The organism is Erwinia sp. INIA01, assembly GCF_025947915.1.
Taxonomy (GTDB): Bacteria; Pseudomonadota; Gammaproteobacteria; order Enterobacterales; family Enterobacteriaceae; genus Erwinia; species Erwinia coffeiphila.
In genome coordinates, this window is record NZ_JAPDNC010000002.1 from 279,629 (window position 1) to 305,952 (window position 26,324).

A 26,324-nucleotide genomic window follows, 5' to 3' on the forward strand; every position below is an offset into this window, starting at 1 on the left:
GTGCGGGAGAGTAGCCGCGCCCGGTAAGGTTTTCGCCTTGCCGGGCGTTTTACTTTGTACACTATGTGGTGCGCTATTTGCAGACAAGCGTGAGCTGCTGATACAGGCTCTCCGGGTCGTCGTCGGGCGGCAACCGGTACTGAACGTCACACTGCTCGGTCGAGTGACTCACGTTGATACGTAGCTGACCCTCGTTTGCTGCATTCTCTATAAACACCACACCATCATCGACTGCCTCAGTGACAATTTTCCGATCGTCCCAGACGGTACTGCCTTTTGGCAACAGCCGGCCGTCGGCTAACGATATCGTCATTAACAACCGCGTGCCTGTCAGCATGGCGACATTAACAGTTTTTACCGAACCATATGCGGGGCGAAGGGTGCGGTGCCCGTTAGAGACATCCGCATTTTTCGGAAGCCGGTCGACATCAATATCAATGGCGTTATCGTGCCAGGCTGCCAGTGAGGGGATCACTGCCATCCCGCGCCAATCTGTCCAGGTGGTTCCCCCCGGAATGTTAACGGGGATACCTGCAATCGGATTACTGAGTTTGATCAGGCCGTAGGTGCTCTGGACGGGATTATTACTGAAGGTGATGCCCTCTTTGTGGGCGACCACGCTGCCGCTAGTGCTAACGCTGTAGTTTCGATAATGCTTGTTATCCACAAGCAGATTAAAGTTCACATTGGTATAGCGCAGGTTGTTGGAAAGTGAAGCCTGCAGAGATCGGTTACGTTCGCTATGTTCTTCTTCTGCGGCAAGCTGCAATTCACTCAGGCTGTTCAACGGCATGCTGACGCTGCTGCCTAGCAGGCGTCGCCGATCGTAGCTGCGATAGTAATGGCGGAAACGCTTCTCACCCAGCGGCCAGCTAAAATTAATGTTCACGCTGTTATTGTTCCTTGTGCCTCCGCTGCCGTGAGAGGCACTGGCCGTCAGCAGTAGCCCATTGCTGAAACGTCGATTCCAGTTGATCATGTAATAACGCCAGGCCCTTTCATCGGAATACGTTGTTGACCGACTGTGGGTGAGCGACAGCGTTCCAAGCCAGTCTGTCGTCCAGCCAAGGCCCACGCTTACTTCCAGATTATCTCTGCTGTAATAGTTATCCTTACGACTTCTGGTGCGGTTTGCGGCTTCTGCTAACGTTAAAAAGCCTGCGGTATTTTTCTTTACGCCCAAATTCAGTGACAGATTATTGCCCAGATTGTGATTGCTGTAAGCACGCAGCTGGACGCTTTGATTATGCTGATAGCGATTCTGCACCAGCATTGCCTGCAGGTGGAATGACTGCCCCGTTATTGATTCAGGGCTACCGCTTACGGAAGCGGCCACGGACTGATAGTTGTCGCTAAACAGTACCCCGGAACGTAATGACCAGCGACTTAGCAGGCGCCAGTTATGGTTCATCGTCAGTATTGCCGGAACATTGCTGCTGCCAGAATAGTTTTTCAGTTTCCCCATCGCCACACTGTACCCCTGCGGTGCCGGTTGTGACGCTGACGCAAGTTGCGTAACGGGAACAACAAACTGGTGGCTTTCACCCTGGGTTTCAACCACCGTGACTTGAAGTTCTGCATTAACATTTTGCACGGGGATATTGGTCAGATGAAACGGCCCGGCAGGTACTAAGGTGCTGTAAATCAACCGATCATATTGACGAACTTCGACACGGGCCTGAGGCGTGTTTGCGATACCGTCAATCTCGACTCCGCTGGCGTCAGCCCGATCCGAGCGCATGCCATCAGGAAATAACTGCACGCCTTTCAGTAAGCCGATGGAAAAAAGCGTGTTTTGCGCAGTCACCTCACCTACCTGTACGATGCGATTCAGGCTGCCGAAAAAATGCTCCAGATAGGTTGAGTTAACCGCCGCAGTAATTTTTCCATGGTCGTCCTGAATATTCTGCTGGCTGCGCAGTAGCCAGTTGGACACATTGATGCCGCTGTTAAGAGATAACCAACTGTAGCGCTCAGTGCCATTTTTAAACGTATTCACGTTGGTGAAAGAGTTATAATTAACGTGTGCAGCCGTGCCACCAGATTCTGCCGTCAGATCATTATGTTGCAGCCACTGCGGCGGCACCACAATACTCAGCGTCTGTGTCTCAGGCTGCCAGGCGAGGCTGGCATCGGGCTGTTCACCAATCCAGTCGTAGCATTCTGCTACATTGCTGACTTTGGGTGGGATTAACCCGAGGGATGCAAACATCTCAGGAGTAAAGCATACCGTCCCCTTGTCATTAGCCTGAACCTGAAACGATCCAATAAACTTACCGTTCAGAGTGATATCAACCAGATTCAGACCTTTTGGTATGGCAGTTAATTCATCAAGGTTTTCCATGTCTTCAGAGATGATCCCGCGACGTTTAAGTGCCACCATGTCCCAGTTTTCTTCAGCGCTCTCTTTCTGACTGCTGGCTTCAGCCGGTTTGGCGTAATTGAAAACAATCGCAAGGAGTAACGTACTGGTCAAAATTCCAGATTTTTTTATCACGCCATCCTGGGCGTTTCGTGTTGCCAAAATCCCTTTCCTCGTCACTCTTAGTGAGTGATATCCATTTCTACCATCCCGGTCTCATAACCATATTTTGACAGGGTTTCAATGCTGACTTTTTGCGTTGAGGCCAGGATTTCAGGCGTTTTTACCTGCACTTTTAAAGACTGTCCCGGCAGGATGTAGGCTTTTTCCAGCAGAGCCGTTTTATTAGAAGGTAATAGCGTGATTTCCTGTGCCAGCCTGACGACGTATTTTCCTGGATTGTTAACGGTTAACGTGTTCCCTTGTAATGACCAGACAAGCTCTTTCCACGGGTCGGCAATAATGGGTAGGCTTTTAGGATGAATAATGACCGGGATATTGTGGCGGATGTTCAAATCGATGGTATTTTCATTGCCCTTTTTTTTAGGATTGATTCCTTCAAATACCACCCGCTTCAGGTGTTCATGCTGCAGAGGTTGCTTGCTAACAAGAATGAAGCGTACGCGTTGAGTTTTATGTGCTCCTACACGCATAACAGGCTGAGTAGCAAAAAGTTTTGGCTGAGGATCGTCAGGTAAATTCAGGACTTTCACGTAGAGCAATGCTTCACGATCCTCCTGGTTATTAACGTTCATACTTCCGCCGCCTTTCGCTTCTTCAATAAATAGCATCGATGATTCAGGCTTCATAATTGCATTTGAAGGAAACGTTGTGGAGAAGATTATCAAAGAAAAGATAGTCTTAATATAAATTCGGAAGTTCATAATGCCTCTGGTCATAATAAAGAGGGGAACCCGTGGGTTCCCCGCATTGATATTAAAAAAAGGCGCAATTACAGATAGACAATATCGTAGGTCGCCTGGCCATTCAGTTCGATAGTGTCGCTGGTACCTAATTCCTTCATTGCATTGATGTAAGGCTTGATTACCAGATTAATTTGGTGCTGACGTCCCATCTGTGGGACTTGGTTTATGCTGGACCAGCTATACATAACGGTGCTGGTGGGATCGAGGGCGGCTCCGGAATTCATGTCATCCCACTCCTTTCCGGAAAATGAGCTCAGGAAGTGGCCGATGTTTGAGTCATCAATCGTTCCGCTTTCCATTGTGACAATATAGCCGCCAATAGAGGCACCGCTCTCTGTACTGCCAAGGCTAAACAACTCTTCCACATCCATACCCGTAATTTTAACGTTTTGCGCGCCATCTGAGACATCTTTTGCTTTAAAGCCAACTAGGGTGGCTGCCGGGCAGCTAATCGACAGGTTGGCTTTCAATTCAGGTAGCGCACTGAATTCATCTTCTGAAAGTAGGCCTGGGCTGATTGCACCCATGTTCAGTGATGACGAGGTTCCACCATTGAAGCTGATATTGCACGTTGGTGGAACAATTTTACCCGTAATATTCATGGTTGCCGTTGAGTTTGCGTTCGCTACGTTGACGGCTGCCATCGCCGCGACAGCAGAAACAAGAATTGTCATCTTTTTCATTAGTATATTCCTTTACCGGATAGATTTATAAGAATAAACGTACCACTGAAGCAGCAGGTTGTTTATTCAATCCTTCGTTGTTATGGTCTTTGCTTCATAACGCGATAAATGTTATACGGATTTCGTATGGAGGTCATCTATTAAAAATTAAATTTCCTTGAATGGTTTTTAATGTCGCAGCGATGCGAGTATTTGGTTTTTTTTTCTGTTTTTAAATTGAGTGTTTTTCTGTATTCTCATGAAATATATCTGTTGTGTAACTGTTAAATGTTATTTTTATGGTGTTTTTGGTTTTATGTTTCTCATTAAAGGTTTTTTTAATCAGGCTGTTTTGTGAGGTTTTTGGATTTTTATTGATTGATTTTTTTCTAACTTAGCGTTTTTTCATGGCATCCTATTCTGACTGACGTCGCGCGTTTATGGTCTTATAACGCCCCTTTTCTCGCATATTCTAACGAAGAATATACAGGTAGTAACCCTTGTGTGACGTTTTAATGCACGCAGGCCTGACAACCCTCGCCGGTATCCACCACGCAGTGGCACCTCATGACTGTTTTTTTTTACTGCCGAAAAGGGTATAAGTAGGTGCGCACGTCGTAGCCTGAATGATGCTGTTTTCGCAGGTAAAGGATGCCTAAGGCTCACCTTACGTCTGCCTGACTCTGATGATAATAAATGGGGATTATAATGCGGATTAACTTGTTGGGACTCTCCGTTGCGGCACTGCTGCTGGCGGGCTGTAGCTCTTCTAATACTCTGAGTTCTGCGGGTGAGCGTGTGACTTTTACCGACCAGCAGCCAGCCAGCAGCTGCCAGCTTCTGGGTAACGTTACCGGCTCACAAAGTAACTGGTTCTCCGGCTCGGGTGGAGAAGGCAGCTCGCTGCGCGGTGCGGCAAACGACCTGCGCAACCGTGCGGCTGAAATGGGCGGTAACGTGATTTACGGTGCAACCAGCCCAACGCAGAATATCTGGTCAAGCTTCGCACCTCTCGACAGTAAGATGAGCGGCCAGGTGTATAAGTGCCCGTAAGCGCATTGATACATTGCGATCTACATTGAAAGTGAAAGAGGGTGGCCATGAGGGTCACCCTTTTTGTTGAAGACAGGGGGGCAGAATCGTTGCTCTTGTCGTAATAGTTATTCCTGCCGCAGCTGTAAATCGAGCGGAGTTTTACTCGGTTCGCCACCAATTTCTCGTGCCAGCGTCGGCACCAGATAGCCCGACACCATACCCAGCAGTTCACGTACGATAGCGCGGGCCCGGTTGTCATCAACATAGAAATGCGCTGCGCCCTGAACTTTATCCAGCACGTGCAGGTAGTACGGCAGGATGCCAGCATCAAACAGCGCATTACTCAGTGCTGCCAGTGCAGGGGCATTATCGTTCACACCGCGTAGCAGCACGCTTTGATTCAGCAGCGTGACTCCTGCGCGCTTCAGCATGCGCATACCGTGACGCAGGTCATCGTCAATTTCCTGCGCGTGGTTAATATGGCTCACCAGCAACGTTTGCAAACGCGATTGCGCCAGGCGCTGACAAAGCGCTTCGGTAATGCGCCGTGGGATGACTACCGGCAGACGGCTGTGAATGCGCAGACGCTTAATATGCGGAATGCGTTCCAGTTCGCCGATTAACCAGTCCAGTTCGTGATCTTTCGCCATCAAAGGATCGCCGCCGGAGAAAATAATCTCATCCAGTTCTGGCTGCTGTCGGATATACTCGAGCGCCTGCTGCCAGTTGCGCTTATTACCCTGATTATCTTCGTAGGGGAAATGGCGGCGGAAGCAGTACCGGCAGTTGACGGCACAGCCGCCTTTGACCAGCAACAGCGCACGATTTCGATATTTATGTAACAGACCCGGCACCACGCTGCTCTGCTCATCCAGCGGATCGGTACTGTAACCTGGCGCATCAACAAACTCCTGCTGCGAGGTGATCACCTGTAGCAGCAGGGGGTCCTGCGGATCGCCCTTGTGCATGCGCGCAGCAAACGCTCTCGGCACCCTGAGTGCGAAAAGCCGGCGTGCGCCATGGCCTGAAGCGAGTTCAGGGTCATTCTGCAACGCTAAAAGTTGCAGTAATTCATCGGGATCGGTGATTACATCGGCAAGTTGATGCAACCAATCTTCTCGTGCAGGGGTATTTAGGGTTACAATGTGTGCCATTTTTTTGGCTTAGTACCAGTAATAAAATTGTAGAGGGCCTTTATGGCGACTTATTCTAGCAACGATTTCCGTCCCGGTCTTAAAATCATGTTCGAAGGCGAGCCTTATGCCGTCGAAGCCAGCGAGTTTGTTAAACCAGGTAAAGGCCAGGCATTCGCGCGCGTAAAAATGCGCCGCCTGCTGACCGGTACTCGCGTAGAGAAAACCTTCAAGTCTACCGACTCCGCTGAAGGCGCTGACGTAGTAGATACCAACCTGAACTACCTGTACAACGACGGTGAGTTCTTCCACTTCATGCACCCGGAAACCTTCGAACAGCACCCTGTTGAAGAGAAGACCGTAGGCGAAGCGGCAAAATGGCTGCTGGATAACGCGGAGTGCATCGTAACTCTGTGGAACGGTCGTCCAATCGCCGTTCAGCCACCAAACTTTGTTGAGCTGGAAATTACCGATACCGATCCTGGCCTGAAGGGTGATACCGCAGGTACCGGCGGCAAGCCAGCTACGCTGAGCACCGGCGCGGTAGTGAAAGTGCCTCTGTTCGTACAGATTGGCGAAGTGATTAAAGTTGATACCCGTTCTGGCGAATACGTTTCACGCGTAAAGTAAGCCTTAATCAGTAAGGGTTCGGTTCATCGGACCCTTATCCGCACGCTTTTCCTTTTTCTCAGCGCCCTCAGGGCAATTGAATAAATTACGGCTATGCTTAAAGCGCTGTTCTTTATTAATGATTAAAAGGAAATTGCCATGAAGAAAAGTATTTTAGCCATTCTTTCCGTTCTGGTTCTCTCTTCCGTTTTGACAGCCTGTAACACCACGCGTGGCGTGGGCGAAGACGTTGAGGCGGGCGGTAAGGCAATTCAAAAAAGTACTCAGTAATCAGCTTGTCAGGCCAGTACAGGGTGCTGGCCTGACAATCCTTTCAAAACCTGCCTCCGCAGGTCGATATTCTCTCTCAGCATAAGCATCAGCATCAGCATCAGCGGCCGACACTACAGCGTAATCACGCCAATTAATGCCACTACGCTCAATATCGCGGCCAGCCCGTAGCACAGCCATTTGCTGCCGGGAATATGCACTTTCAGATCGTGCAGTCCGTGATGAAGGCGATGCATGCTGCACCACAGCGGCAGTATGATGGCCAGCAGCAGGATCACACGGCCGGGGAAAGAGGCCGCGAAAGCCATAATTCGCGTGTAGCTGAATGCTTCTTCCGGCGACCAGCCTACAGGTAGCAGCAGACCGACCAGCAGGATCAGCACCGGGCTGAACATCGCCGTCCACATACCTCCTGCGCCAAACAGCCCCCAGAAGATCGGTTCGTCAGAACGTTGCGGTAATGCTTTCATTTATGCTCCTTACGCCCACAGCGCTGCGGCCAGTACCGCAAGACTGAGGATGACCATGATGATCCATAACCCTTTAATCAGCGGTTCCGGCGGCAGCTTCTCCCCTTTAACGATAATGATCGACGCCTTGGGGGCCAGATCAAACCAGGTTTTGCTGTGCAGCAGTGCGGCGATCAGCGCCAGCACGTTAAGCAATAGCGTGACGGGATGCTGTAAAAATGCCACATAGCTCGCCCAGCTTTCCGCACCGTGCTTAAGGGCAAATACGCCGAAAATCAGCTCCAGGCTAAACCACAACGCCGGAATCGCCGTGCTTTCCCGCAGCATATAGAAGCGGTAGAAGGGCAGAGAGCGCCACCAGCCGGACTCAACCGGGCGGCAGTAAGGATTGCGTTTTGTCGTCATATCGGTCTCCCTTAATGAGGTTTCAGCGTGGCGATCATGAAGTCCCGACTACTCTCTATTTTCCCCTGCTGAATCGCTGCCGCCGGATCGACGTGTTTTGGACAAACTTCGGAGCAGTAGCCGACAAAGGTACAGCTCCAGACGCCGTTTTCTCCATTTAGCTGCGGCATGCGCAGTGCTTTGCCGCGATCCCGGCTGTCCAGGTTGTAACGATGGGCGAGGGTGATAGCCGCAGGGCCGATAAATTCCGGGTTAAGCCCGAACTGCGGGCAGGCGGCGTAACATAAACCGCAGTTAATACAGCCGGAAAACTGATGGTACTTCGCCATCTGCGCAGGCGTCTGGCGCCCCGGACCCTGAGCGGCATCGCCAGCGTTGCCGATAATCCACGGCTTGATGGCTTCCAGACTTTCGATGAAATGGGTCATATCTACAATCAGGTCGCGCTCGATGGGGAAATTAGCCAGTGGCTCAACTTTCATTCCCTGCGGATAGTCGCGCAGGAAAATTTTACAGGCGAGCTTCGGCACGCCGTTGACCATCATTCCGCAGGAACCGCAGATGGCCATTCGGCAGGACCAGCGGTAGGACAGATCGAAAGCGAGGTTGTCCTTGATATAGCCCAGCGCATCCAGCAGCGACGTTTGCTCATCCCAGGGCACGTTGAATATTTCATGGCGCGGCAGCCGATCTCTTTCCGGGTTGTAGCGCAGAATATCGATTTTACGCAGAGCGTTATCACTCATTTACGGGCTCCTTCTGGCTGTTATCCTCCGATGCGGCACCGTACACGCGCTGTGCCGGTGGCAGATGGGTAATGGTGACCGGGTCCCAGGCGACGGTAGGTGCAGCCTGTGGATTAAAGAAGGTCAGGCTGTGCTGCAGATATTTATCATCATTGCGCGTGGTACAGCCTTCATCCAGCCGTTGGTGCGCACCGCGAGACTCTTTGCGCTCAAATGCCGAATGGGCCATGCATTCCGCAACGTCCAGACCGTGCTTCAGCTCAATCGTGTACAGCAGCTGCGTATTGAAGACGCTGGAGCTGTCGGTAATCGCCACGTTTTCGACTCGCTGTTTAAGCTCGGCCAGCTTATCAATCGTCTTCTGCATTAGTTCCGGGGTACGATAGATACCGCAGCCTTCTTCCATCGCCATGCCCATTTCATCACGCAGCGCCGATAGGTTTTCACCGCCGGACTGATGGGTTAGCGCGTGCAAACGGCGTTCGATGTCGCTGCTCTGGGCACTGATGGCGTTATCGGAGATGGAATGCGGCTGAGCGCAGCGCTGTGCAGCTTGCTCACCCGCCAGGCGGCCAAACACCACCAGTTCTGCCAGCGAGTTTGAACCCAACCGGTTAGCACCGTGCAGGCCGACGGAAGAACATTCACCGATGGCGAAAAGCCCCTGGATTCGGGTTTCGCACTGTGCATTCGTTTCGATGCCGCCCATCGTGTAGTGAGCGGTGGGGCGCACCGGAATCGGCGCACTGACCGGATCGACGCCGACGTAAGCTTTACTGAGTTCACAGATAAACGGCAACCGCTCATGCAGCTTTTTCGCGCCGAGATGGCGTAAATCCAGATGCACAACGTCGCCGCGCGCGGTGGCGATGGTGTTGCCTTTGCGCCACTCATGCCAGAACGCCTGAGAAACCTTATCCCGCGGTCCCAGTTCCATATATTTATTTTTCGGCTGACCGATGGGGGTTTCAGGACCCATGCCGTAATCCTGCAGATAGCGATAGCCGTCTTTATTCACCAGAATACCGCCTTCGCCGCGGCAGCCTTCGGTCATCAGGATACCGGAGCCGGGAAGGCCGGTTGGGTGATACTGCACAAACTCCATATCGCGCAGCGGCACGCCGTGGCGGAAGGCCATCGCCATGCCGTCACCGGTGACAATACCGCCGTTAGTGTTGTAGCGATAAACACGCCCCGCGCCGCCGGTAGCGAGGATAACCGAGCGCGCGCGCACCTCAACCAGCGTACCTTCCATCATACTCAGCGCGACCAGGCCGCTGGCAACGCCGTCGTCGACCAGCAGGTCGAGGACAAAATACTCATCCAGCCGCTGAATTTGCGGATACTGCAGCGACGTCTGGAACAGGGTGTGCAGCATATGGAAGCCGGTTTTGTCGGCGGCAAACCAGGTGCGCTCGTTCTTCATGCCGCCAAATCGGCGTACGCTAATGGAGCCATCCGGCTGACGGCTCCACGGACATCCCCAACGCTCAAGCTGGGCCATCTCCTGCGGACAGTGTTCCACAAAGTAATCTACGACCGGTTGCTCACAGAGCCAGTCGCCGCCGGCAACCGTATCGTGAAAGTGAGAGTCAAAGCAGTCCTGTGAAGTGGTGACGGCGGCGGCCCCCCCTTCGGCGGCAACGGTGTGGCTTCGCATCGGATAGACCTTAGAGATCAGCGCTATCTTCAGCCTCGGGTTAGCTTCTGCGGCAGCAATGGCGGCGCGCAGTCCGGCACCCCCCGCACCGACAATGACCATGTCGACAGTCAGGATTTGCACATGTTCCTCCCTGCTTAACTTTTTATAGTATTTTCATAGTGTTGGCGAAGTTCTTTCGCCAGTCTGTGCCCAGTATACTTTGGCTAAAAATGCGCTAACTTGATGTGTTCGGGTATTTGGGCGGGTAGTGTAGAAAAAGCGTACAAAGGGTGATTTGCCGTAAGAAACGGTTTTATTTCACGTAGAATTGTGTGCGACGCCACGTACAGGTAGACTTCTTGCCCTGACTGACTTTGGAGTAGAAAAGATGAGCGAAACGGCCAGCTGGCAGCCGAGTGCATCCATCGCTAATTTATTAAAACGAGCGGCGATCATGGCTGAAATCCGGCGTTTCTTTGCCGATCGTGGCGTACTGGAAGTGGAAACCCCGGCGATGAGCCAGGCCACGGTCACCGACGTCCACCTGTTCCCGTTCCAGACCCGTTTTGTGGGACCGGGCGCATCGGCAGGCATCGATCTCTATCTGATGACCAGCCCGGAATATCATATGAAGCGGCTGCTGGCCGCGGGCAGCGGACCGATTTATCAGCTGTGCCGCAGCTTCCGCAATGAGGAGATGGGGCGCCACCATAACCCCGAATTCACCATGCTGGAGTGGTATCGCCCGCATTATGATATGTACCGCCTGATGAATGAGGTGGACGATCTGCTCCAGCAGGTGCTGGAATGCGCGCCGGCAGAAACCCTTTCCTATCAGCAGGCGTTTATCCGCCATCTGGAGATCGATCCGCTTTCTGCCGATAAGGTCCAGCTGCGTGAAGTGGCTGAAAAACTTGGGGCGGGCGATCTGGCAAACCGCGAAGAAGATCGCGATACGCTGCTGCAGCTGCTGTTTATGCTCGGTGTAGAGCCGGAGATTGGTAAAGATCGCCCGGCCTTCGTGTATCACTTCCCGGCAACCCAGGCTTCGCTGGCGGAGATCAGCACGGAAGATCACCGCGTGGCGGAACGCTTCGAGGTTTACTTTAAGGGAATTGAGCTGGCGAACGGTTTCCGCGAGCTGACCGACAGCCGCGAACAGCGTCAGCGTTTTATGCAGGATAATAAAAAGCGCGCGGCAGCGGGCTTGCCGGAACAGCCGATCGATAACAATCTGCTGGATGCGCTGGCGCACGGCCTGCCGGAGTGCTCCGGCGTGGCGCTGGGCGTTGACCGTATTATCATGCTGGCATTAAAAGCCGAACAGCTGAGCGACGTGATTGCCTTTACGGTAGATCGCTGCTGATAAAGTAGCAGACCCTTCTCAGCGACAGATCCCGTTTCGGGATCTGTCGCATTCGATATCGTTATCTGAAATCCTGAACTGCAGCTAATTCGCGACCTGCTGACGCCTGACGCCTGACGCCTGACGCCTGACGCCTGATGCGGTTGCAGCTTATAAGCCACCCGATTTATAGGTTCTGGCCACCGGCGCGCCGTTGCTGGCTGGCGTTTTACGACCAATCGTTTCCATTCGCACCTGGAACGGTGGGAACGGCATCTCCAGCCCGTGTTCCTGATAGCCGCGCAGGATCAGCTGATGCAGCTCATGGCGCAACGGCATACGGTGCCCCATTTCTGCGGCATGAATACGCAGCTCAAACAGCTGAATACCCTGCTGCAAATCAACCAGGAAGGCTTCCGGCTGCGGTGTTTCCAGCACGTAGCTACAGCGATGAGCCGCCTGTAGCAGCACGTTGGTGACCTCTTCGCTATTGGCTTCCGCCGACGCCGGGATAGTCAGCACCACGCGCGTCACCGAGTCGGAGAGCGACCAGTTCACAAACTGCTCGGTGATAAACGCCTTGTTCGGCACAATGATCTCTTTGCGATCCCAGTCGGTAATGGTGGTTGCACGGGTATTAATACGGGTGATGCTGCCGGTCAGATCGCGAATGGTCACGGTATCGCCGATACGAATCGGTTTCTCAAACAGGATGATCAGGCCGGAGATAAAGTTGGCGAAAATCTCCTGCAGGCCAAAGCCCAGTCCCACACCCAGCGCTGCGACCAGCCACTGAAGTTTCGACCAGTCAACGCCGATCATCGAGAATCCGGTCAGCCCACCGATCAGGATCAGCAGATACTTGGTAACGGTAGTAATGGCGTAGCCGGTCCCCGGTGTGAGATCCAGGTGCTGCAACAACGCCAGCTCCAGCAGAGCGGGCATATTGCGCACCAGCTGAGTGGTAATAATCAGCACCAGCACGGCAATAAGAACCGAACCGAGCGTTATCGGCTGCAGGCTTTCCACGCCCTGAATCGTGGTATTGACGTCCCACAGGCGGATATTTTCCAGGAAGCCAAATGCGGAATGAATCTCTGACCAGAGCACAATCACCGACACCAGTGCTATCAGCGTCAGAATCGAGCGTACCAGCCGCAGCGACTGAGCGCTGATAGCATCAAGATCGATCACCGGCTCTTCGACGTCGATACTGTCAGCGGCGGTCTGCTGCGCGGCGGTTTCTTCCTCACCGCGTGCACGCTGGGCAAGGATCTCGGCGCGGCGGTGGCGGGCACGATCGAAGGCGATACGGCGCCGTTGAATCAGCATCCAGCGGCGAATGATATGGTAGATCACCAGCAGCAGGAACCAGATTGCCACCGATGTTTCCAGCCTTGCCAGCAGCGCCTGAGCCGTTGCCAGATAACCAATGCAAGACGCCAGTGCGGCAATCAGCGGCATGGCAATCATCGCATTCCACAGGATGTTATTAATGAAATTCTCGCCGTTACCCTCTTTATCCAGGTGCAGCGGTATCCCGGCGCGTTTAAGGCTGACGGTGACCAGGCTCAGCGCACCGCAAATCAGAATAAAGCACAGGCGGCCCAGCGTAGCGGAGAACTCGCGGTCTTCAAGGTTATCGAAGGCGATCAGCACCATCATCAGCGGCACGACCAGGCCAATACAGAGCGTATAGAAACGCATTGCGCGGGCCACGCGGGTTTGCGGCCAGCGGAAGTGGATGATAAACAGTCCCTGCGGGCGGGCAAAGGTCGCGCTGATCATAAAGGCCCACAGCAGCGGCACGCTGGCGGTAACGCCATCGCCGACGGCGACGGCAATCGGATACGGCCAGGCGTGCTGTAGGCCATAACCCAGTGCGGCCCACAGTACCGGCAGCGGCAGAGCCACCAGAATGGACCAGAACACGGTGCGTAGCGTCAGGCTGAAGTGGTCGAGGGTGACTTTGCCAACCTTGCTGGAGGCGCGCTCAAGGAAGTTACGGAAGTGACGGCGCGAGCTGATACTGAAACCGACCAGCAGAATAGCGCCAAGAATCGGCATCACCGTTTCGCGGCTGGTGACCATCATTACCAGCGCGCCGCCCAGCTGCCCCAGGGTATCCAGCGAGAGCAGACGCTGCAGATCGCGCGCCAGTTCAAGCGGATAGCTGATACTGATTGGGCTGACGTCGGCGGTCCAGAACAGGTAGCGGTGGGTGGCTTCTTTGACTTCATTCAGCGCATCAACCAGCTGGCTGTTGCCAACCTTCAGCTTGGTCACGCCGAGGATCAGGTTATCGCAGCCGGAAAGGAGTGATGTCAGCAGCTCGCGCTGGGTTTTTAGCTGCGCATCCAGAATACGGCGCTGTTCGCTGGTCAGATTACTGTTGTCATCCTGACGCAGCTGCTTCAGCGTTTGCTGGCGCTCCAGCAGATCTTCGTAGTGCAGCCGCTGCACGCGCAGCTGCGCCATTTCGTTGTCCAGCTGCTGCGGCTTTGGCATATCGGGCAGGCGCGAAACCTGTGCCCGCAGCGCTTCGCCGAGAACGTTGGACATGCCCAGCCACTGCGACTGCTCGCGCAGCGTGCTCAGTGCCTGACGGACCTGAATCGTCTGGTTGGCGGCGGTACGCTGCTGCGACGCCACCAGGTCCATCCGCTGCGCCTGTTGATTCAGTGCTGCGGACAGCTCGCGGTTAACGCGGAACTGTTCGGCGATGCCCTCGGGCATATCACCGCTGTTTTCTGCCAGCTGTTCGGTGCGGGCCAGCGCCATTTCGGCTTCGCGCTGGCGCAGGCCGTTAAGCTGATTGCGCAGATCCTGCAGATAGGCATCCAGCTGGCTGGCTTTGAGCTGGTGGACTTCCGCCCGCATTCTCGCCAGTTCCTGGCGGTTGTTCGCGGAGAGCTGCGCCAGTTCCAGTTCATCAACACGTGCTTTCTGTGCCGCCGATTCCGCCTGGCGTGCTGACAGCTGTGCCTGCGCCAGCGGCGTGGTTGCCGTCGGCTGACCCTGCAGGCGGCGCTCCACCTCGCTCAGGCTGCGGCGGGCGTCGGTTTGCTGCAGCGGCAGCTGGGACAGAGAGTCGCTGATTTCACGGGCGCGATCCTGCTCCTGCTGCGACAGGCGACCTTCTTCCAGCAGCTGACTGCTGACCTGCAGGATCTCCTGATCGAGATCGGCCGCGCTCATATTGCTGCGCAGCTGTTTATTGCTGTCGGTCAGGCTGGCGATCTGCTGGCGTAAATCACGAGAAAGCTTGGGGAAATCATCGATGATCTGCTGATATTCCTGCGTTTTATCCAGCGAGGACTTTTGCTCGTCCAGCCAGTTCAGGGTTGACTGCAGGGCATCGACAATTTCCGCCTGATTCGCAGTCGTTTTGTCTGACTTCGCCTGTTCAAGTTCCTGTTTGATTTGCGCGGCATCCGGTGCGCTGGCGGCATAGAGCGGCTGGAGAAGACTCCAGCCTAACAAAAGAGAGAGAATCAGGCGTGACATGGCAATCCGCTATGGATGATGGAGAACGTCTTCCGCACTGTCTTTTTGCAGTGCGATGGCCAGCGTCTCGCCCAGGCGGACTTTACTTTCCGCAGCCAGGCTTTCAGCCAGTTTTACTTTACCTTCGGCAAACAGGTTAATCACCGTAGAGCCCAGTTTGAAACGGCCCATTTCCTGGCCTTTCAGGAGTACAACGGAACCCTCGGCATCCGCACCCGGGAAGCTCCAGCGCTTGATCACGCCTTCACGCGGTGGCGTAACGGTGCCCGCCCAGACGGTTTCGATGCTGCCAACGATGGTGGCACCGACCAGAATTTGCGCCATCGGGCCAAATTCAGTATCGAACAGGCAGATGACTCTCTCATTACGGGCAAACAGATTCGGGATGTTCTGTGCGGTGAGCGGATTCACCGAGTAGAGGTCGCCGGGAACGTAGATCATTTCACGCAGGATACCGTTACACGGCATATGCACGCGGTGATAGTCGCGCGGTGCAAGGTAGGTCGTTACAAACTCACCGTTGCGGAACATCTCCGTCATCTTTTCATTGCCTGCCAGCAGGCCTTCCAGCGAGTAGGTGTGGCCTTTGGCCTGGAAGATTTGGTCACCGTCAATGTGGCCCAGCTGGCTGATGGCGCCATCAGCAGGCAGCACCAGCAGGTTTGGATCGGCAATCAGCGGCCGTGCGTCATCGCGCAGCGGACGGACAAAAAAGTCGTTAAAGGTACGATAGCTGGCGGTATCCGGCTTCTGCGCCTCTTTCATATCGACTTTGTAGAACCATACAAAGACGTCGATGACCGCTTTGGTCAGCCATCCGCCGCGTTTGCTGGCACCCCAGCCGGCAAGTTCAGTCAGGGCCTTTTTAGGCAATAAATTATTCAGGCCGAGTTTAATACGATCCAACACGTGAGCCTCCTGGCTTAATCAGACAGCGAAAAATTAATGGGGGCGGATTGTAACAGCGCCCGTCGGTTAAGGCTAATGCCTGTCCGGGCGCGTTCAGTCAGCAATATGGCGCAGCGTATTCTGGCGGTCTGCATCCATCAGCATCTTAAAGGAAAGACGGTCAATCTTTGTCAGCGTTGAAGCTTCGACGGGTTTTCGCCTGAACTTCAGACATGCTTTCCAGAATGTGGTGATAGTTAACGAAGCGCGACTCGTCGATCTCGCCGTTATCTACTGCTTCACGGATGGCACATCCCGGATCGGTATCATGCTTGCAGTCGCGGAATTTACAGCCGCCCAGATACTTACGGAATTCGACAAATCCCTGGGTAATTTGTTCCGGTTCCAGATGCCATAAACCGAATTCACGAACGCCGGGGGAGTCAATCACATCGCCGCCGTGTGGGAAGTGATAAAGACGAGCCGCAGTGGTGGTGTGCTGGCCAAGGCCGGAGACGTCGGAAACGTCGTTGGTGAGGATCTCATTGCTGCTGAGGTCCAGGCCGAGGAGGGCGTTAAGCAGGCTCGATTTGCCGACGCCGGACTGGCCGGCAAAGATGCTGACGCGCCCGGTCAGCGCTTCTTCCAGCTCGGCAAGGCCCTGTTTTTCATGGCTGGAAACCATCAGCACCCGGTAGCCAATATGGCGATAGATATCCATCTGCTCATCGACGAATTTACGGCCTTCTTCATCCAGCAAATCGGTTTTGTTCAGCACCAGCAGCGGTTCAACGTCCAGTGTTTCGCTGGCGACCAGATAGCGATCGATGATATTCAGCGACAGCTCGGGCAGAATCGCAGAAACAATAACGATCTGATTGATATTGGCGGCGATCGGTTTGACGCCATCGTAGAAATCCGGGCGGGTGAGGACCGACGTCCGCTCGTGTACGGCTTCAACAATGCCTTTGACCGTTGCGCCACCTTCAGCACCCGGTCGCCACAGCACGCGATCGCCGGTAACCAGAGAACGGATGGTGCGGCGAATGTTGCAGCGGTGAACTGAACCATCCGCATCTTCTACGTCTACGTGCATACCAAACCGGCTGATCGCGACGCCATCACGCGCCTCGCCGAACAGGCTGTCATCCGGTTCGGGCTTATCGGCACGCTGCTTCAGGCGGCGATCGTGGTTAGCACTTACGCGACGTTGTTGACCTTTGGATAGTTTGTTTTTACTCACTGTTCCTCACACAAATCAGGCATGTTTCGCCCTTGAGGGGCAAAACGTCTATCATACACGCTAATTAACGACAATGCCGCTTTGACCACAGTGAGATGCACTATGACCGCGAATGCTAATAACCTGATTTGGATTGATCTTGAAATGACAGGCCTGGACCCGGAACGGGATCGTATTATCGAGATTGCCACGCTGGTTACCGATGCCAATCTGAATATTCTCGCTGAAGGGCCGGTATTTGCCGTACATCAGTCCGACGCCCAGCTGGCGCTGATGGATGACTGGAACGTGCGTACGCACACCAACAGCGGACTGGTTGAACGCGTGAAGGCCAGCCAGCATGACGATCGTGCGGCCGAACTGGCCACCATCGAATTCCTCAAAGAGTGGGTGCCTGCGAACAGCTCACCAATTTGCGGCAACAGTATCGGCCAGGATCGCCGTTTCCTGTTTAAGTACATGCCTGAACTGGAAGCCTACTTCCACTATCGCTACCTGGACGTCAGCACGCTGAAAGAGCTGGCGCGTCGCTGGAAGCCTGAAATCCTGCCGGGCTTTAAAAAGCAGGGTTCGCATCAGGCGATGGATGATATCCGTGAATCCGTAGCCGAGCTGTCCTACTACCGCGAGCACTTTATCCAGCTGTGATAATAACGGTGGCGGGTGGGGCGTTGAACATTCTTTTTAACGGCTGCCAGCCACATTCTTCACCTGTTTTGCTGATAAATTCACCTTTTTGCTGGCTTTATCAGCAGTCGGAAAGAAAAGTCCATATTTTTACGATGATGGGATTGCGCAGGGGGGAAATCTCCGTATAATGCGCTCCCCGTACCGGTGAAGAAATTACATCGCTACGACTAAGCGGGAATAGCTCAGTTGGTAGAGCACGACCTTGCCAAGGTCGGGGTCGCGAGTTCGAGTCTCGTTTCCCGCTCCAAATTTTGTTCCGCCGTGCAAGCGGTGGAATAGTAAAAAAAGACCCTAACGGGTCTTTTTTTATGCCTGAAATTCTCCCTGATATCCGACAGATTTCTGCGCCAGCGAATTTAAAAACCGTCGTATTTCTTGCAAAGCCCAGCGAAATATCAGGGCGATGTCTCCACCGCCCCTGAGGTATTACTGGCTGTTGCTCAGTACGCCATAAATGCGCTTAACCTGCTGGTCATAGGCGGTTAACCCACCTGCTGAATAGATTGCTTTGGCGTCCAGATAAACAATATGGCCGTCTTTTGCCGCTCTGGTTGCACGCACCTGCGGATCGCCCAGCAGTTTTTCCGCATTCGCCGGTCCCTGACCGATGGCGCTGTTGCGGTCGATCACGAAGATCCACTCCGGGTCTGCTTTTTTGATGCGGGCAGCATCAACGATCTCACCGAAACGGCCTTTGCCCTCGACCTGGGTCGCTTCTTTAAAGCCAAGCAGATCGAAGATAAAGCCGTAGTGGTCGCCATAGCCATAGGCCATCAGCTTATCGCCCGTCACCAGGACGGTCATCGCGGTGCCGGCTTTTTCCGCCAGCGGGCGCGTTTTTTTGAATATCCTTGTTAAATGAGGCCAGTGCCTGCTCTGCCTGCTGCTGTTTATCAAACAGCTTGCCTAAGGTACGTGTGCGATCTTCAAGACTGCTCAGCAGATGGGCATTATCCACGGTCAGATCCAGCGTGGGTGCGACAGCGCGTAATTTATCGGTTGACTCAAATGCGCGGCTGCCGCCGATAATCAGGTCGGGCTTATGCTGTTTTAGCACCTCGAAATCGGGCTTAAACGGATTGCCAACGTTGTAGTAGCTGTCTGACTCGTACTTACTGAGATAGGCCGGATAACTGCCTTTTTCCTTAGGTAACGGCAGGCCGGAAACCTTTACTCCCAGCACATCAAGAATATCCAGCATGGCCAGATCGTAAACCACGACATTCTGCGGATTCTTATTCAGTGTCTGAGTATTGATGCTATCGGTAACGGGGATGCCGGTGGAAACAGTGTCGGCAGCAAATGTGCCACTGGCGGCGAGTAGTAGGCTGGTCGCCAGAATATTGCGAGTGAAACGAGGTAGAGGCATAAAACAACATCCTTTGTAAGTGTAAATGGTAATCGTTCTCAATTAATGATACTGCAAACGTTTCCTATGTACATAGGGCTGTTATTCGCTCTAACGTGCTGAATTCTGCTTGTTAAACATGCTTTTTGGAGAAATTTATAGCAGTCGGTCTGATTAAGATGAAAAAGCGAGAAAGGGGGCTTGTCAGGCTGCATCATCTGGTCCATAATGGCGCCCATTCCTGATTCGGGAATGAAGTAAAAGATTTAAATATCAAACAATTACCTACTGTTTGATAGCAGCACCACTCCTAAGCGGGAATAGCTCAGTTGGTAGAGCACGACCTTGCCAAGGTCGGGGTCGCGAGTTCGAGTCTCGTTTCCCGCTCCAAGTTTTCTTCCTATCGCCTTTCTAAATTCCAGTCGATTTGCTTTAATTCTCCCTTTTTTGCCCAAAAATTAGCACCAGCGTTGCAAGAAAAATTAACTTAATTTATTTAAGGATAATTATGTTCTGTCAGAGCGGTTCCTTTTACGGCTTTAGCGTTCGATGGGCGTTAGTGACGCTCTTGTGCTTATTGTTCTCCTCTCTGGCTTATGCCGCACCGGTGGTGGGTTTTAAAGAGATCGATCTGGATAAAGACGGTCTGCGACCCCTGAAGTTTGCCATCTGGTATCCTGCGAAAAAACAAACCCACGCGGAAATGATTGCCGATAGCCGGGTATTCTATGGTTTTAACGCCGTGCGGAACGGCGCGCCTGAAAGTGGTAAGCACCCGTTAATCGTCATTTCTCATGGCTACGGCGGCACGTGGCGAAATCTGAGCTGGCTGGCCACTGATTTGGCCGATCGGGGATACGTTGTGGCTGCACCGAATCATCCCGGCACCAGTGCATTTAATCGCGATCCTCACCATGCTGCGCAGTTAGCACTGCGTCCGCACGATCTCAGCCGGGTTATTGACGTGCTAGGCGCGAATTCCTCGCTGGCAGGAGACATCGACGAGGAAAGGATTGCGGCTCTGGGCCATTCTCTTGGGGGATGGACCGTTGTTGCTCTGGCGGGTGGGCATTTTGATACCACCTTATTTAAAGAAGCATGCCGGATGAATCCCATTCTGAATGCCTGCGGCCTGGCTTCAACGCTGGATCTGGGTAATCCGGGACTGGAGAAAAGCATGCAGGATCGGCGTATTAAAGCGTTTATCTCCCTGGATGGTGGGCTGATTCGTGGATTCACGTCACAGAGCCTGGGGGAAATAGCGATTCCTTCACTCATTATTGGTGCGGGTACGGATGTCGGTGATATGCCCGTTGCGCTTGAATCCGGCTACCTGCATGCGTTTCTGCCAAAGGCAGGTTCTGATTATGTTGAAATCTCCGATGCTATGCATTTCAGCTTTCTCCAGCGCTGTAAACCGGGCGCGATAGCAATCCTGGCGGGTGAAGGGCAGGACATTCTCTGTAAGGATGGCGGAAACCGAAGCAGAGAGGAGATTCACCATCAAATCGCCGATCTCGTTATCGCGTTTCTTGGAAAAAACCTGCCGAAAACGACGGATTAAACCCACTCAGGAAGGAGGGGGGGCTGATAAGGCGGGGGTTTTCAGGGAGATAACGTCGCACTGAGCGAAAAAATGAGAACCATGTGAATTTTTTTTGACGCGGCTCTTGCCAGCGCTACCAAACAGGTCCATAATAGCGACCTCTCCTCGGGAATCGAGGGGTAAAGCTAGGAAAATCAGTAAGTTAGAACTTTCTAGTTCAGTAAAGCAGCACCACTCCTAAGCGGGAATAGCTCAGTTGGTAGAGCACGACCTTGCCAAGGTCGGGGTCGCGAGTTCGAGTCTCGTTTCCCGCTCCAATAATTTTTCATCTCATCATAATCATCAAATTATCCACAGCACTACGCTGAAGGATGTTTGTTTTTTATTGCTAAACGAAAATTGTTTTAAACAGAGTTATCCACAGGATAGTTTTCTGCTGCCTGCAATTGCCCGATCGGCAAATTCCTATGCCTTTTTTACAACTCATTGTTTTTTATCTATTTGTGAATATTTCAAAATGTTATCTGGATCGCTTGTCATTTCTGTGAAGATTGAATGACAAAGCTTTTTTATTTTTATTCACAGCGTGTGGAAAAATCTGCTGCGGTAAAAATTGATCCAATTGTGCATTTAAGCATCACGCGGTAATCCTTTTTCTATCGCTCGCACCAGGCGTCGCTGCTGGCTGCTCTGAACCTCAACAACATTTTCATCGCGCTTTGCCAGCTGGCAGGCGATAGCCCAGCGGATATGCTCATCCAGCATTTCATTTTCCCCCAGTCTGGCCTCTAAAGCCTGAAGGTGTGATGCTTCCCAGGGCGCATTGCCCAATGCTACGGCCACGTTACGCAACCAGCGCAGGTGCCCGATACGTCGGATCGCCGATCCCTCGGTTACCCGCAGGAATTTTGCTTCGTCCCAGGCGAACAGATCGATAAGCGGCGGCGCATGTAACACGGCACGAGGACTAAAATCATCTTCATCAGTCAACTGGCCGTAGCGGTTCCATGGACAGATTAGCTGGCAGTCATCGCAGCCGTAGATGCGGTTGCCGATCAACGGCCGAAACTCTTCCGGAATCGCCCCTTCCAGTTCAATGGTCAGATACGAAATGCAGCGCCGGGCATCCACCTTGTAAGGTTCTACAATCGCCCCGGTTGGGCAAGTCGTGATGCAGGCCACGCAGCGTCCGCAGTTCTCTTCCACCGGGCTGTCGACGGGAAGGGGAAGATCGATCAGTAGTTCACCGAGAAAAAACCACGATCCGGCTTCCCGATTGAGGATCAGAGAGTGTTTACCAGTCCAGCCGAGCCCTGCTTTTGCTGCAAGCGGGCGTTCCAGCACCGGTGCTGAATCAACAAAAGGACGAAATTGCGCTTCTTCGCAGCGTTCGCGGATCATATCGCCTAACTTTTTTAGACGGTTACGCAATACTTTGTGGTAATCACGACCAAGTGCATAGCGGCTAACATAGCCCAGGCGGGGATTTCTCAGCGTGCTGGCAAACGATGCTTTGGCCGGAAGATAGTTCATACGGACGCTGATCACCCGTAGCGTGCCTGGCATCAGTTCATGGGGACGGGCGCGCATCATGCCGTGACGCGCCATCCAGTCCATCTCTCCGTGATATTGTTTATCCAGCCAGGCCTGCAGGCGCGGTTCCTCCAGCGTTAAATCGGTATCGCAGATACCGACCTGCTGAAAGCCGAGCGACAGCCCCCACTGTTTTATATCCAGGGCGAGTTGATGGAAATCGAGAGGATGCGACATGAAGAACCTGAACCAGCAGAAAGACAACCTTAGTTTACCCTATTCTGTCTGGCCTGTGGAGGCGATAGCTCAGCTGGAGCGGGAAGGCGCTGATGCGCTGGGGATTACCCTCTTTGAACTGATGCAGCGGGCGGGAGAAGCGGCGTTTGACTGGATAAGGAGCCTGTGGCCGGATTCCCAACACTGGTTGATTCTCTGCGGGCATGGCAACAATGGCGGGGACGGTTTTGTCATTGCGCGCCTGGCGAAAGCTGCCGGGCTGGCGGTCACGCTAATCGCCGTGGAAGGCCGCCATGCTCTGCCGGATGAAGCGCAGCAGGCGCGTGCTGCCTGGCTTGCCGCCGGAGGTGTGGTTCACGATCCGGCAATTGACTGGCCGGACGATCTGGATGTGATTGTCGATGCACTGTTGGGCACCGGAATGAATCGGGCTCCGGCCGCTCCTTACGATCGTCTGATTGAGCAGGCAAATCGCTATCCGGCCCCGATTTTTTCCATTGATGTGCCATCTGGGTTAGTGGCTGCTAACGGCACTACGCCAGGTGTGGCAATCGAAGCGACATTTACCCTGACGTTTATCGCCCTTAAACCGGGTTTGCTAACCGGAAAAGCACGTGACCATGTCGGGCAGCTTGATTATCACAGTCTCGGTCTCGACCCCAGGCTGATAACGCAGCAGTCCCCGATTGCCCGCTTTGATGCCGGTTATCTTTCGCATTGGCTCACACCGCGACGAGCCACTTCCCACAAGGGCGATCATGGCCGCCTGCTGCTGATTGGCGGCGATCACGGTACCGCAGGCGCGATACGGATGGCGGCTGAAGCCGCTTTGCGCGCCGGGTCAGGTCTTGTGCGAGTACTCACTCACATTGAGAACGTTGCCCCACTGCTGACGGCACGACCCGAGCTGATGGTACAAGAGTTAACGGCTTCCGCGCTGGATGACGGGCTGGAATGGGCCGATTTCATTGTTATCGGACCGGGTATGGGCCAGGGAGCCTGGGGTAAAAAAGCCCTGAAAAAAGTAGAAAACTCTCATAAACCGATGCTTTGGGATGCCGATGCGCTTAACCTGCTGGCAATCAGCCCCGATAAACGTCAAAATCGGATTATTACGCCGCATCCCGGTGAAGCTGCGCGCCTGTTGAACGTGAAAGTGAGTGAAATCGAAAGCGATCGCTTACTTGCGGTACGGCGGCTGGTAAAGCGCTATGGCGGAGTGGTGGTACTTAAAGGTGCCGGAACGCTGGTCGCGGAAGAGAACGGTAAACTGGCAATTGCCGATGTTGGCAATGCCGGTATGGCCAGCGGTGGTATGGGTGATGTGTTATCTGGCATTATCGGTAGCCTGGCGGGGCAAAAGCTACCACACTACGATGCAGCCTGCGCAGGGTGCGTTGCGCACGGAGCGGCAGCCGACGCGGTGGCCGCACGTTATGGTACACGCGGCATGTTAGCGACCGATCTTTTTTCCGTGCTGTATCTGTTTGTCAATCCTGAGATGTCGAATAAAAAAGAATGATGACCTGTGTAATCGCGTTGCCCGATGAGGCAGCAACCCTCGCATTGGGTGCCCGACTGGCCCGCGTCTGTGACGGCGCGGCAACTCTTTATCTGTACGGCGACCTGGGCGCTGGAAAAACGACGTTCAGTCGCGGATTTTTACAGGCTTTAGGGCATCAGGGAAATGTGAAGAGTCCAACTTATACGCTGGTAGAACCCTACGAGCTGGTCGATCGCCGCGTGTATCATTTTGATCTCTATCGCCTGGCCGATCCGGAAGAGCTGGAATTTATGGGCATCCGCGATTACTTCACCAATGACAGTATTTGTCTGGTGGAGTGGCCACAGCAGGGAACCGGCGTTCTGCCTGAACCCGATATGGAGCTGCATCTGAGCTATGAAGGGCATGCGCGCCACGCTGAACTGCGTGCACGTTCCGCTGCCGGTGAGTCCATGCTGCAGCAGTTTGCATCACAGCAGGGTGAGGGATGATGCGGCAGATTAAATCCTGGTTTTTGCTTATCCTGTTTTTCTGTTCGTTTGCCTCCGTGGCGGCAAGCCTTTCAGACATTAAAGTTTCCAACGGTAGTGACGAAGCCAAAGTCACGCTCAGCTTTGCCGGACAGCCGATTTACGCGTTTTTTCCGCTGCATAATCCCGATCGCGTGGTGCTGGACATCCGCCAGAGCGGCGTTGTTGGCGGGCTGCCGCTGACTTTCAGCGGGGAAAATATCGTTAAGCGTATTCGTTCCAGCGAGGCGAAGGACAGCCAGAGCATCCGTCTGGTGTTCGAACTGACCCAGCCGGGTAAAACACGGGCGGTGACCCAGAAAAACGGTAGCAGCTATGACGTGGTGTTTACTATCAGCGGCACGCGCCCGGCGAAGGTACCCAGCCGCCCGGCACCGGTCAGCAGCAGTAACGCTTCTCGGGCTACGGTTAGCGGCAGTACGGCTTCTCGCCCGACCAGCAGCCAGCCAGAGAAAAATCCGTTTAACGCTAATCCGGTTACGGCCGTCACCAGCGGTACGCAAACCGCCCGCCCGCGCAGCACTGCGGCCAGCAGCAGTGACACGGTAATTGTGGCGATCGACGCCGGGCACGGCGGTCAGGACCCGGGGGCCATTGGCGGCGGCGGGCTGAAAGAGAAGAACGTGACCATCGCCATTGCCCGCAAGCTCAAGGCGCTGCTGAATGACGACCCGATGTTTAAAGGCGTAATGACCCGAGATGGCGATTACTTTATCTCCGTGATGGGCCGTTCAGATGTGGCGCGTAAGCAAAATGCCAACCTGCTGGTCTCCATACACGCGGATGCGGCTCCTAACCGCAGCGCCTCGGGAGCCTCGGTATGGGTACTCTCTAACCGTCGCGCTAACAGTGAAATGGCCGGCTGGCTCGAACAGCATGAGAAACAGTCTGAACTGCTGGGCGGTGCGGGCGATTTGCTGGCTAACAGCCAGGCGGACCCCTACCTGAGCCAGGCGGTGCTGGATCTACAATTCGGCCACTCGCAGCGGGTAGGGTACGATGTTGCGGTAAAAGTGATTGCTCAGCTGCAGCGCGTGGGTGCGCTGCATAAACGTCGTCCGGAACATGCCAGCCTGGGCGTTCTGCGCTCGCCGGATATTCCATCCCTGCTGGTGGAAACCGGCTTTATCAGCAACCCTTCGGAGGAGCGACTGCTTGGCAGTAGCGCTTACCAGCAGAAGATTGCCGAGTCGATTTATAAAGGCTTGCGCAACTACTTCCTGGCGCACCCGCTACAATCGGTCCCAAAGGAGGAAAACCGACCGTTGCAGTCCGCAGCGGCGGTTGAAGTAGAAGCTAACCCGGCACCGGCAGGAACGCAGTACACCGGCGCGACGCAGCGCCACGTGGTAAAACGCGGTGAAACGCTCTCCGGGATTGCGGCGCATTATGGCGTCAGCATGGCGACGCTGCGTTCCCTGAATACTCTGAAGAAAGATGTTGTGTGGGTTGGCCAGCGGCTGAAAGTGCCTGCGGGGAGCGTAAAGCAGATCGCCAGCACGGTTAAAGCCGCTAAGCCGCAGCGACATAAAGTGGTGCGGGGAGATTCTCTGACGGCGATTGCTGCGAAGTATGGCGTTAGCCCACAGGCGATTCAGCAGGCGAACAAGATGAAGACGCAAAACGTCATGCTGGGTCAGACCTTGACCATTCCTACATCGTAATTGAGGAC

The 26,324-nt window shown here is 53.9% G+C and carries 23 protein-coding genes and 3 tRNA genes; 12 read left to right on the forward strand and 14 right to left on the reverse strand.

What is annotated here, in order from left to right; all coding sequences use genetic code 11:
- Positions 1–73: 73 nt before the first annotated feature.
- From OMR58_RS03165 to OMR58_RS03175, 3 genes are read right to left on the reverse strand one after another with little or no spacing between them, the layout of a single operon-like run.
- A complete protein-coding gene (locus tag OMR58_RS03165; protein ID WP_264545262.1) occupies positions 74–2,524 on the reverse strand; it encodes a fimbria/pilus outer membrane usher protein in 2,451 nt (816 codons plus the stop codon).
- Positions 2,525–2,544: 20 nt separating this feature from the next.
- Positions 2,545–3,261 carry a fimbria/pilus chaperone family protein gene (locus tag OMR58_RS03170; RefSeq protein WP_347710561.1) on the reverse strand — a complete coding sequence of 239 codons (717 nt, stop codon included), beginning with the start codon at positions 3,259–3,261 and terminating at the stop codon, positions 2,545–2,547.
- 53 nt (positions 3,262–3,314) lie between these two features.
- Complete coding sequence (locus tag OMR58_RS03175; protein ID WP_200560581.1) at positions 3,315–3,971, reverse strand: hypothetical protein; 657 nt, start codon at positions 3,969–3,971, stop codon at positions 3,315–3,317.
- 687 nt (positions 3,972–4,658) lie between these two features.
- Between OMR58_RS03175 and OMR58_RS03180 the strand changes: the two genes are divergently transcribed.
- The gene (locus tag OMR58_RS03180) at positions 4,659–5,003 is read left to right on the forward strand and encodes a DUF4156 domain-containing protein (RefSeq protein ID WP_105592107.1); all 345 of its coding nucleotides are present in this window, start codon (positions 4,659–4,661) and stop codon (positions 5,001–5,003) included.
- Between the two features lie 107 nt (positions 5,004–5,110).
- Here the strand turns inward: OMR58_RS03180 and epmB are convergent, their stop codons facing one another.
- Positions 5,111–6,139, reverse strand: coding sequence for an EF-P beta-lysylation protein EpmB (gene epmB, locus OMR58_RS03185; protein WP_264545263.1), 1,029 nt, complete (start codon positions 6,137–6,139; stop codon positions 5,111–5,113).
- Positions 6,140–6,181: 42 nt separating this feature from the next.
- Here epmB and efp point away from each other — a divergent pair, with 42 nt between their 5' ends.
- Positions 6,182–6,748, forward strand: coding sequence for an elongation factor P (gene efp, locus OMR58_RS03190; RefSeq protein WP_105592105.1), 567 nt, complete (start codon positions 6,182–6,184; stop codon positions 6,746–6,748).
- A 138-nt stretch (positions 6,749–6,886) separates the two neighbouring features.
- The gene (locus OMR58_RS03195) at positions 6,887–7,018 is read left to right on the forward strand and encodes an entericidin A/B family lipoprotein (protein WP_105592104.1); all 132 of its coding nucleotides are present in this window, start codon (positions 6,887–6,889) and stop codon (positions 7,016–7,018) included.
- Positions 7,019–7,131: 113 nt separating this feature from the next.
- Here OMR58_RS03195 and frdD read toward each other — a convergent pair whose 3' ends face one another.
- Genes frdD through frdA form a run of 4 tightly spaced genes read right to left on the reverse strand, consistent with a single transcriptional unit; the run spans position 7,132 to position 10,401 of the window.
- Positions 7,132–7,488, reverse strand: a complete 357-nt coding sequence (frdD, locus tag OMR58_RS03200; RefSeq protein WP_264545264.1) for a fumarate reductase subunit FrdD — start codon at positions 7,486–7,488, stop codon at positions 7,132–7,134.
- Between the two features lie 9 nt (positions 7,489–7,497).
- Positions 7,498–7,893, reverse strand: a complete 396-nt coding sequence (frdC, locus tag OMR58_RS03205) for a fumarate reductase subunit FrdC (RefSeq protein WP_264545265.1) — start codon at positions 7,891–7,893, stop codon at positions 7,498–7,500.
- Positions 7,894–7,904: 11 nt separating this feature from the next.
- Positions 7,905–8,639, reverse strand: a complete 735-nt coding sequence (locus tag OMR58_RS03210; RefSeq protein WP_105592101.1) for a succinate dehydrogenase/fumarate reductase iron-sulfur subunit — start codon at positions 8,637–8,639, stop codon at positions 7,905–7,907.
- Positions 8,632–10,401 (reverse strand): fumarate reductase (quinol) flavoprotein subunit, encoded by a 1,770-nt coding sequence (frdA, locus tag OMR58_RS03215; RefSeq protein ID WP_444861297.1) that lies wholly within the window; start codon positions 10,399–10,401, stop codon positions 8,632–8,634. Before frdA ends, OMR58_RS03210 begins: the two co-directional genes overlap by 8 nt.
- A gap of 268 nt (positions 10,402–10,669) precedes the next feature.
- Between frdA and epmA the strand changes: the two genes are divergently transcribed.
- A complete protein-coding gene (gene epmA, locus OMR58_RS03220) occupies positions 10,670–11,647 on the forward strand; it encodes an elongation factor P--(R)-beta-lysine ligase (RefSeq protein ID WP_105592099.1) in 978 nt (325 codons plus the stop codon).
- A gap of 150 nt (positions 11,648–11,797) precedes the next feature.
- On the opposite strand, the gene mscM is transcribed toward epmA, so the two are convergent.
- The 3 genes from mscM to rsgA all read right to left on the reverse strand — a co-directional run bounded on the left by mscM (position 11,798) and on the right by rsgA (position 17,264).
- Entirely contained in the window at positions 11,798–15,133 is a 3,336-nt protein-coding gene (gene mscM / locus OMR58_RS03225) for a miniconductance mechanosensitive channel MscM (protein WP_200543339.1), read from the reverse strand.
- 9 nt (positions 15,134–15,142) lie between these two features.
- Positions 15,143–16,042 (reverse strand): archaetidylserine decarboxylase, encoded by a 900-nt coding sequence (asd, locus tag OMR58_RS03230; protein ID WP_105592097.1) that lies wholly within the window; start codon positions 16,040–16,042, stop codon positions 15,143–15,145.
- Positions 16,043–16,202: 160 nt separating this feature from the next.
- Positions 16,203–17,264: a small ribosomal subunit biogenesis GTPase RsgA gene (gene rsgA / locus OMR58_RS03235; RefSeq protein ID WP_105592096.1), complete on the reverse strand. Its 1,062-nt coding sequence runs from the start codon at positions 17,262–17,264 to the stop codon at positions 16,203–16,205.
- A 102-nt stretch (positions 17,265–17,366) separates the two neighbouring features.
- Here rsgA and orn point away from each other — a divergent pair, with 102 nt between their 5' ends.
- Both orn and OMR58_RS03245 read left to right on the forward strand, forming a co-directional pair.
- Positions 17,367–17,912 (forward strand): oligoribonuclease, encoded by a 546-nt coding sequence (gene orn / locus OMR58_RS03240; protein ID WP_105592095.1) that lies wholly within the window; start codon positions 17,367–17,369, stop codon positions 17,910–17,912.
- A gap of 213 nt (positions 17,913–18,125) precedes the next feature.
- A tRNA-Gly gene (locus tag OMR58_RS03245) sits at positions 18,126–18,201 on the forward strand.
- Positions 18,202–18,380: 179 nt separating this feature from the next.
- Here OMR58_RS03245 and OMR58_RS03250 read toward each other — a convergent pair.
- Positions 18,381–18,758 carry an ABC transporter substrate-binding protein gene (locus tag OMR58_RS03250; RefSeq protein ID WP_264545267.1) on the reverse strand — a complete coding sequence of 126 codons (378 nt, stop codon included), beginning with the start codon at positions 18,756–18,758 and terminating at the stop codon, positions 18,381–18,383.
- On the reverse strand, positions 18,733–19,323 hold the full coding sequence (locus tag OMR58_RS03255; protein ID WP_264545268.1) for an ABC transporter substrate-binding protein: 591 nt from the start codon (positions 19,321–19,323) through the stop codon (positions 18,733–18,735). Before OMR58_RS03255 ends, OMR58_RS03250 begins: the two co-directional genes overlap by 26 nt.
- Positions 19,324–19,616: 293 nt before the next feature.
- Between OMR58_RS03255 and OMR58_RS03260 the strand changes: the two genes are divergently transcribed.
- The 3 genes from OMR58_RS03260 to OMR58_RS03270 all read left to right on the forward strand — a co-directional run bounded on the left by OMR58_RS03260 (position 19,617) and on the right by OMR58_RS03270 (position 21,165).
- Positions 19,617–19,692 (forward strand) — tRNA-Gly (locus OMR58_RS03260).
- A 169-nt stretch (positions 19,693–19,861) separates the two neighbouring features.
- Entirely contained in the window at positions 19,862–20,866 is a 1,005-nt protein-coding gene (locus OMR58_RS03265; RefSeq protein WP_264545269.1) for an alpha/beta hydrolase family protein, read from the forward strand.
- A gap of 223 nt (positions 20,867–21,089) precedes the next feature.
- Positions 21,090–21,165, forward strand: a tRNA-Gly gene (locus tag OMR58_RS03270).
- 313 nt (positions 21,166–21,478) lie between these two features.
- Here OMR58_RS03270 and queG read toward each other — a convergent pair.
- The gene (gene queG, locus OMR58_RS03275) at positions 21,479–22,618 is read right to left on the reverse strand and encodes a tRNA epoxyqueuosine(34) reductase QueG (RefSeq protein WP_205065823.1); all 1,140 of its coding nucleotides are present in this window, start codon (positions 22,616–22,618) and stop codon (positions 21,479–21,481) included.
- On the opposite strand from queG, the gene nnr reads away from it, so the two are divergent.
- The 3 genes from nnr to amiB are packed head-to-tail and all read left to right on the forward strand — an operon-like array spanning position 22,617 to position 26,316.
- Positions 22,617–24,140, forward strand: a complete 1,524-nt coding sequence (nnr, locus tag OMR58_RS03280) for a bifunctional ADP-dependent NAD(P)H-hydrate dehydratase/NAD(P)H-hydrate epimerase (protein ID WP_264545270.1) — start codon at positions 22,617–22,619, stop codon at positions 24,138–24,140. The two genes, queG and nnr, sit on opposite strands and share 2 nt — an antisense overlap.
- Entirely contained in the window at positions 24,137–24,613 is a 477-nt protein-coding gene (gene tsaE, locus OMR58_RS03285) for a tRNA (adenosine(37)-N6)-threonylcarbamoyltransferase complex ATPase subunit type 1 TsaE (protein WP_105592091.1), read from the forward strand. The genes nnr and tsaE overlap by 4 nt, the downstream gene beginning before the upstream one ends.
- A complete protein-coding gene (amiB, locus tag OMR58_RS03290) occupies positions 24,610–26,316 on the forward strand; it encodes an N-acetylmuramoyl-L-alanine amidase AmiB (RefSeq protein WP_370569889.1) in 1,707 nt (568 codons plus the stop codon). The genes tsaE and amiB overlap by 4 nt, the downstream gene beginning before the upstream one ends.
- Positions 26,317–26,324: the final 8 nt, after the last annotated feature.

Excerpts from the sequence above, each read along its gene's own strand:
- OMR58_RS03170 (WP_347710561.1), bottom strand. The coding sequence starts at position 3,261 with ATGACCAGAGGCATTATGAACTTCCGAATTTATATTAAGACTATCTTT.
- OMR58_RS03175 (WP_200560581.1), bottom strand. The coding sequence starts at position 3,971 with ATGAAAAAGATGACAATTCTTGTTTCTGCTGTCGCGGCGATGGCAGCC.
- OMR58_RS03180 (WP_105592107.1), top strand. The coding sequence starts at position 4,659 with ATGCGGATTAACTTGTTGGGACTCTCCGTTGCGGCACTGCTGCTGGCG.
- epmB (WP_264545263.1), bottom strand. The coding sequence starts at position 6,139 with ATGGCACACATTGTAACCCTAAATACCCCTGCACGAGAAGATTGGTTG.
- efp (WP_105592105.1), top strand. The coding sequence starts at position 6,182 with ATGGCGACTTATTCTAGCAACGATTTCCGTCCCGGTCTTAAAATCATG.
- OMR58_RS03195 (WP_105592104.1), top strand. The coding sequence starts at position 6,887 with ATGAAGAAAAGTATTTTAGCCATTCTTTCCGTTCTGGTTCTCTCTTCC.
- frdD (WP_264545264.1), bottom strand. The coding sequence starts at position 7,488 with ATGAAAGCATTACCGCAACGTTCTGACGAACCGATCTTCTGGGGGCTG.
- frdC (WP_264545265.1), bottom strand. The coding sequence starts at position 7,893 with ATGACGACAAAACGCAATCCTTACTGCCGCCCGGTTGAGTCCGGCTGG.
- OMR58_RS03210 (WP_105592101.1), bottom strand. The coding sequence starts at position 8,639 with ATGAGTGATAACGCTCTGCGTAAAATCGATATTCTGCGCTACAACCCG.
- frdA (WP_444861297.1), bottom strand. The coding sequence starts at position 10,401 with ATGGTCATTGTCGGTGCGGGGGGTGCCGGACTGCGCGCCGCCATTGCT.
- epmA (WP_105592099.1), top strand. The coding sequence starts at position 10,670 with ATGAGCGAAACGGCCAGCTGGCAGCCGAGTGCATCCATCGCTAATTTA.
- mscM (WP_200543339.1), bottom strand. The coding sequence starts at position 15,133 with ATGTCACGCCTGATTCTCTCTCTTTTGTTAGGCTGGAGTCTTCTCCAG.
- orn (WP_105592095.1), top strand. The coding sequence starts at position 17,367 with ATGACCGCGAATGCTAATAACCTGATTTGGATTGATCTTGAAATGACA.
- OMR58_RS03250 (WP_264545267.1), bottom strand. The coding sequence starts at position 18,758 with ATGACCGTCCTGGTGACGGGCGATAAGCTGATGGCCTATGGCTATGGC.
- OMR58_RS03255 (WP_264545268.1), bottom strand. The coding sequence starts at position 19,323 with ATGCCTCTACCTCGTTTCACTCGCAATATTCTGGCGACCAGCCTACTA.
- nnr (WP_264545270.1), top strand. The coding sequence starts at position 22,617 with ATGAAGAACCTGAACCAGCAGAAAGACAACCTTAGTTTACCCTATTCT.
- queG (WP_205065823.1), bottom strand. The coding sequence starts at position 22,618 with ATGTCGCATCCTCTCGATTTCCATCAACTCGCCCTGGATATAAAACAG.
- tsaE (WP_105592091.1), top strand. The coding sequence starts at position 24,137 with ATGATGACCTGTGTAATCGCGTTGCCCGATGAGGCAGCAACCCTCGCA.
- amiB (WP_370569889.1), top strand. The coding sequence starts at position 24,610 with ATGATGCGGCAGATTAAATCCTGGTTTTTGCTTATCCTGTTTTTCTGT.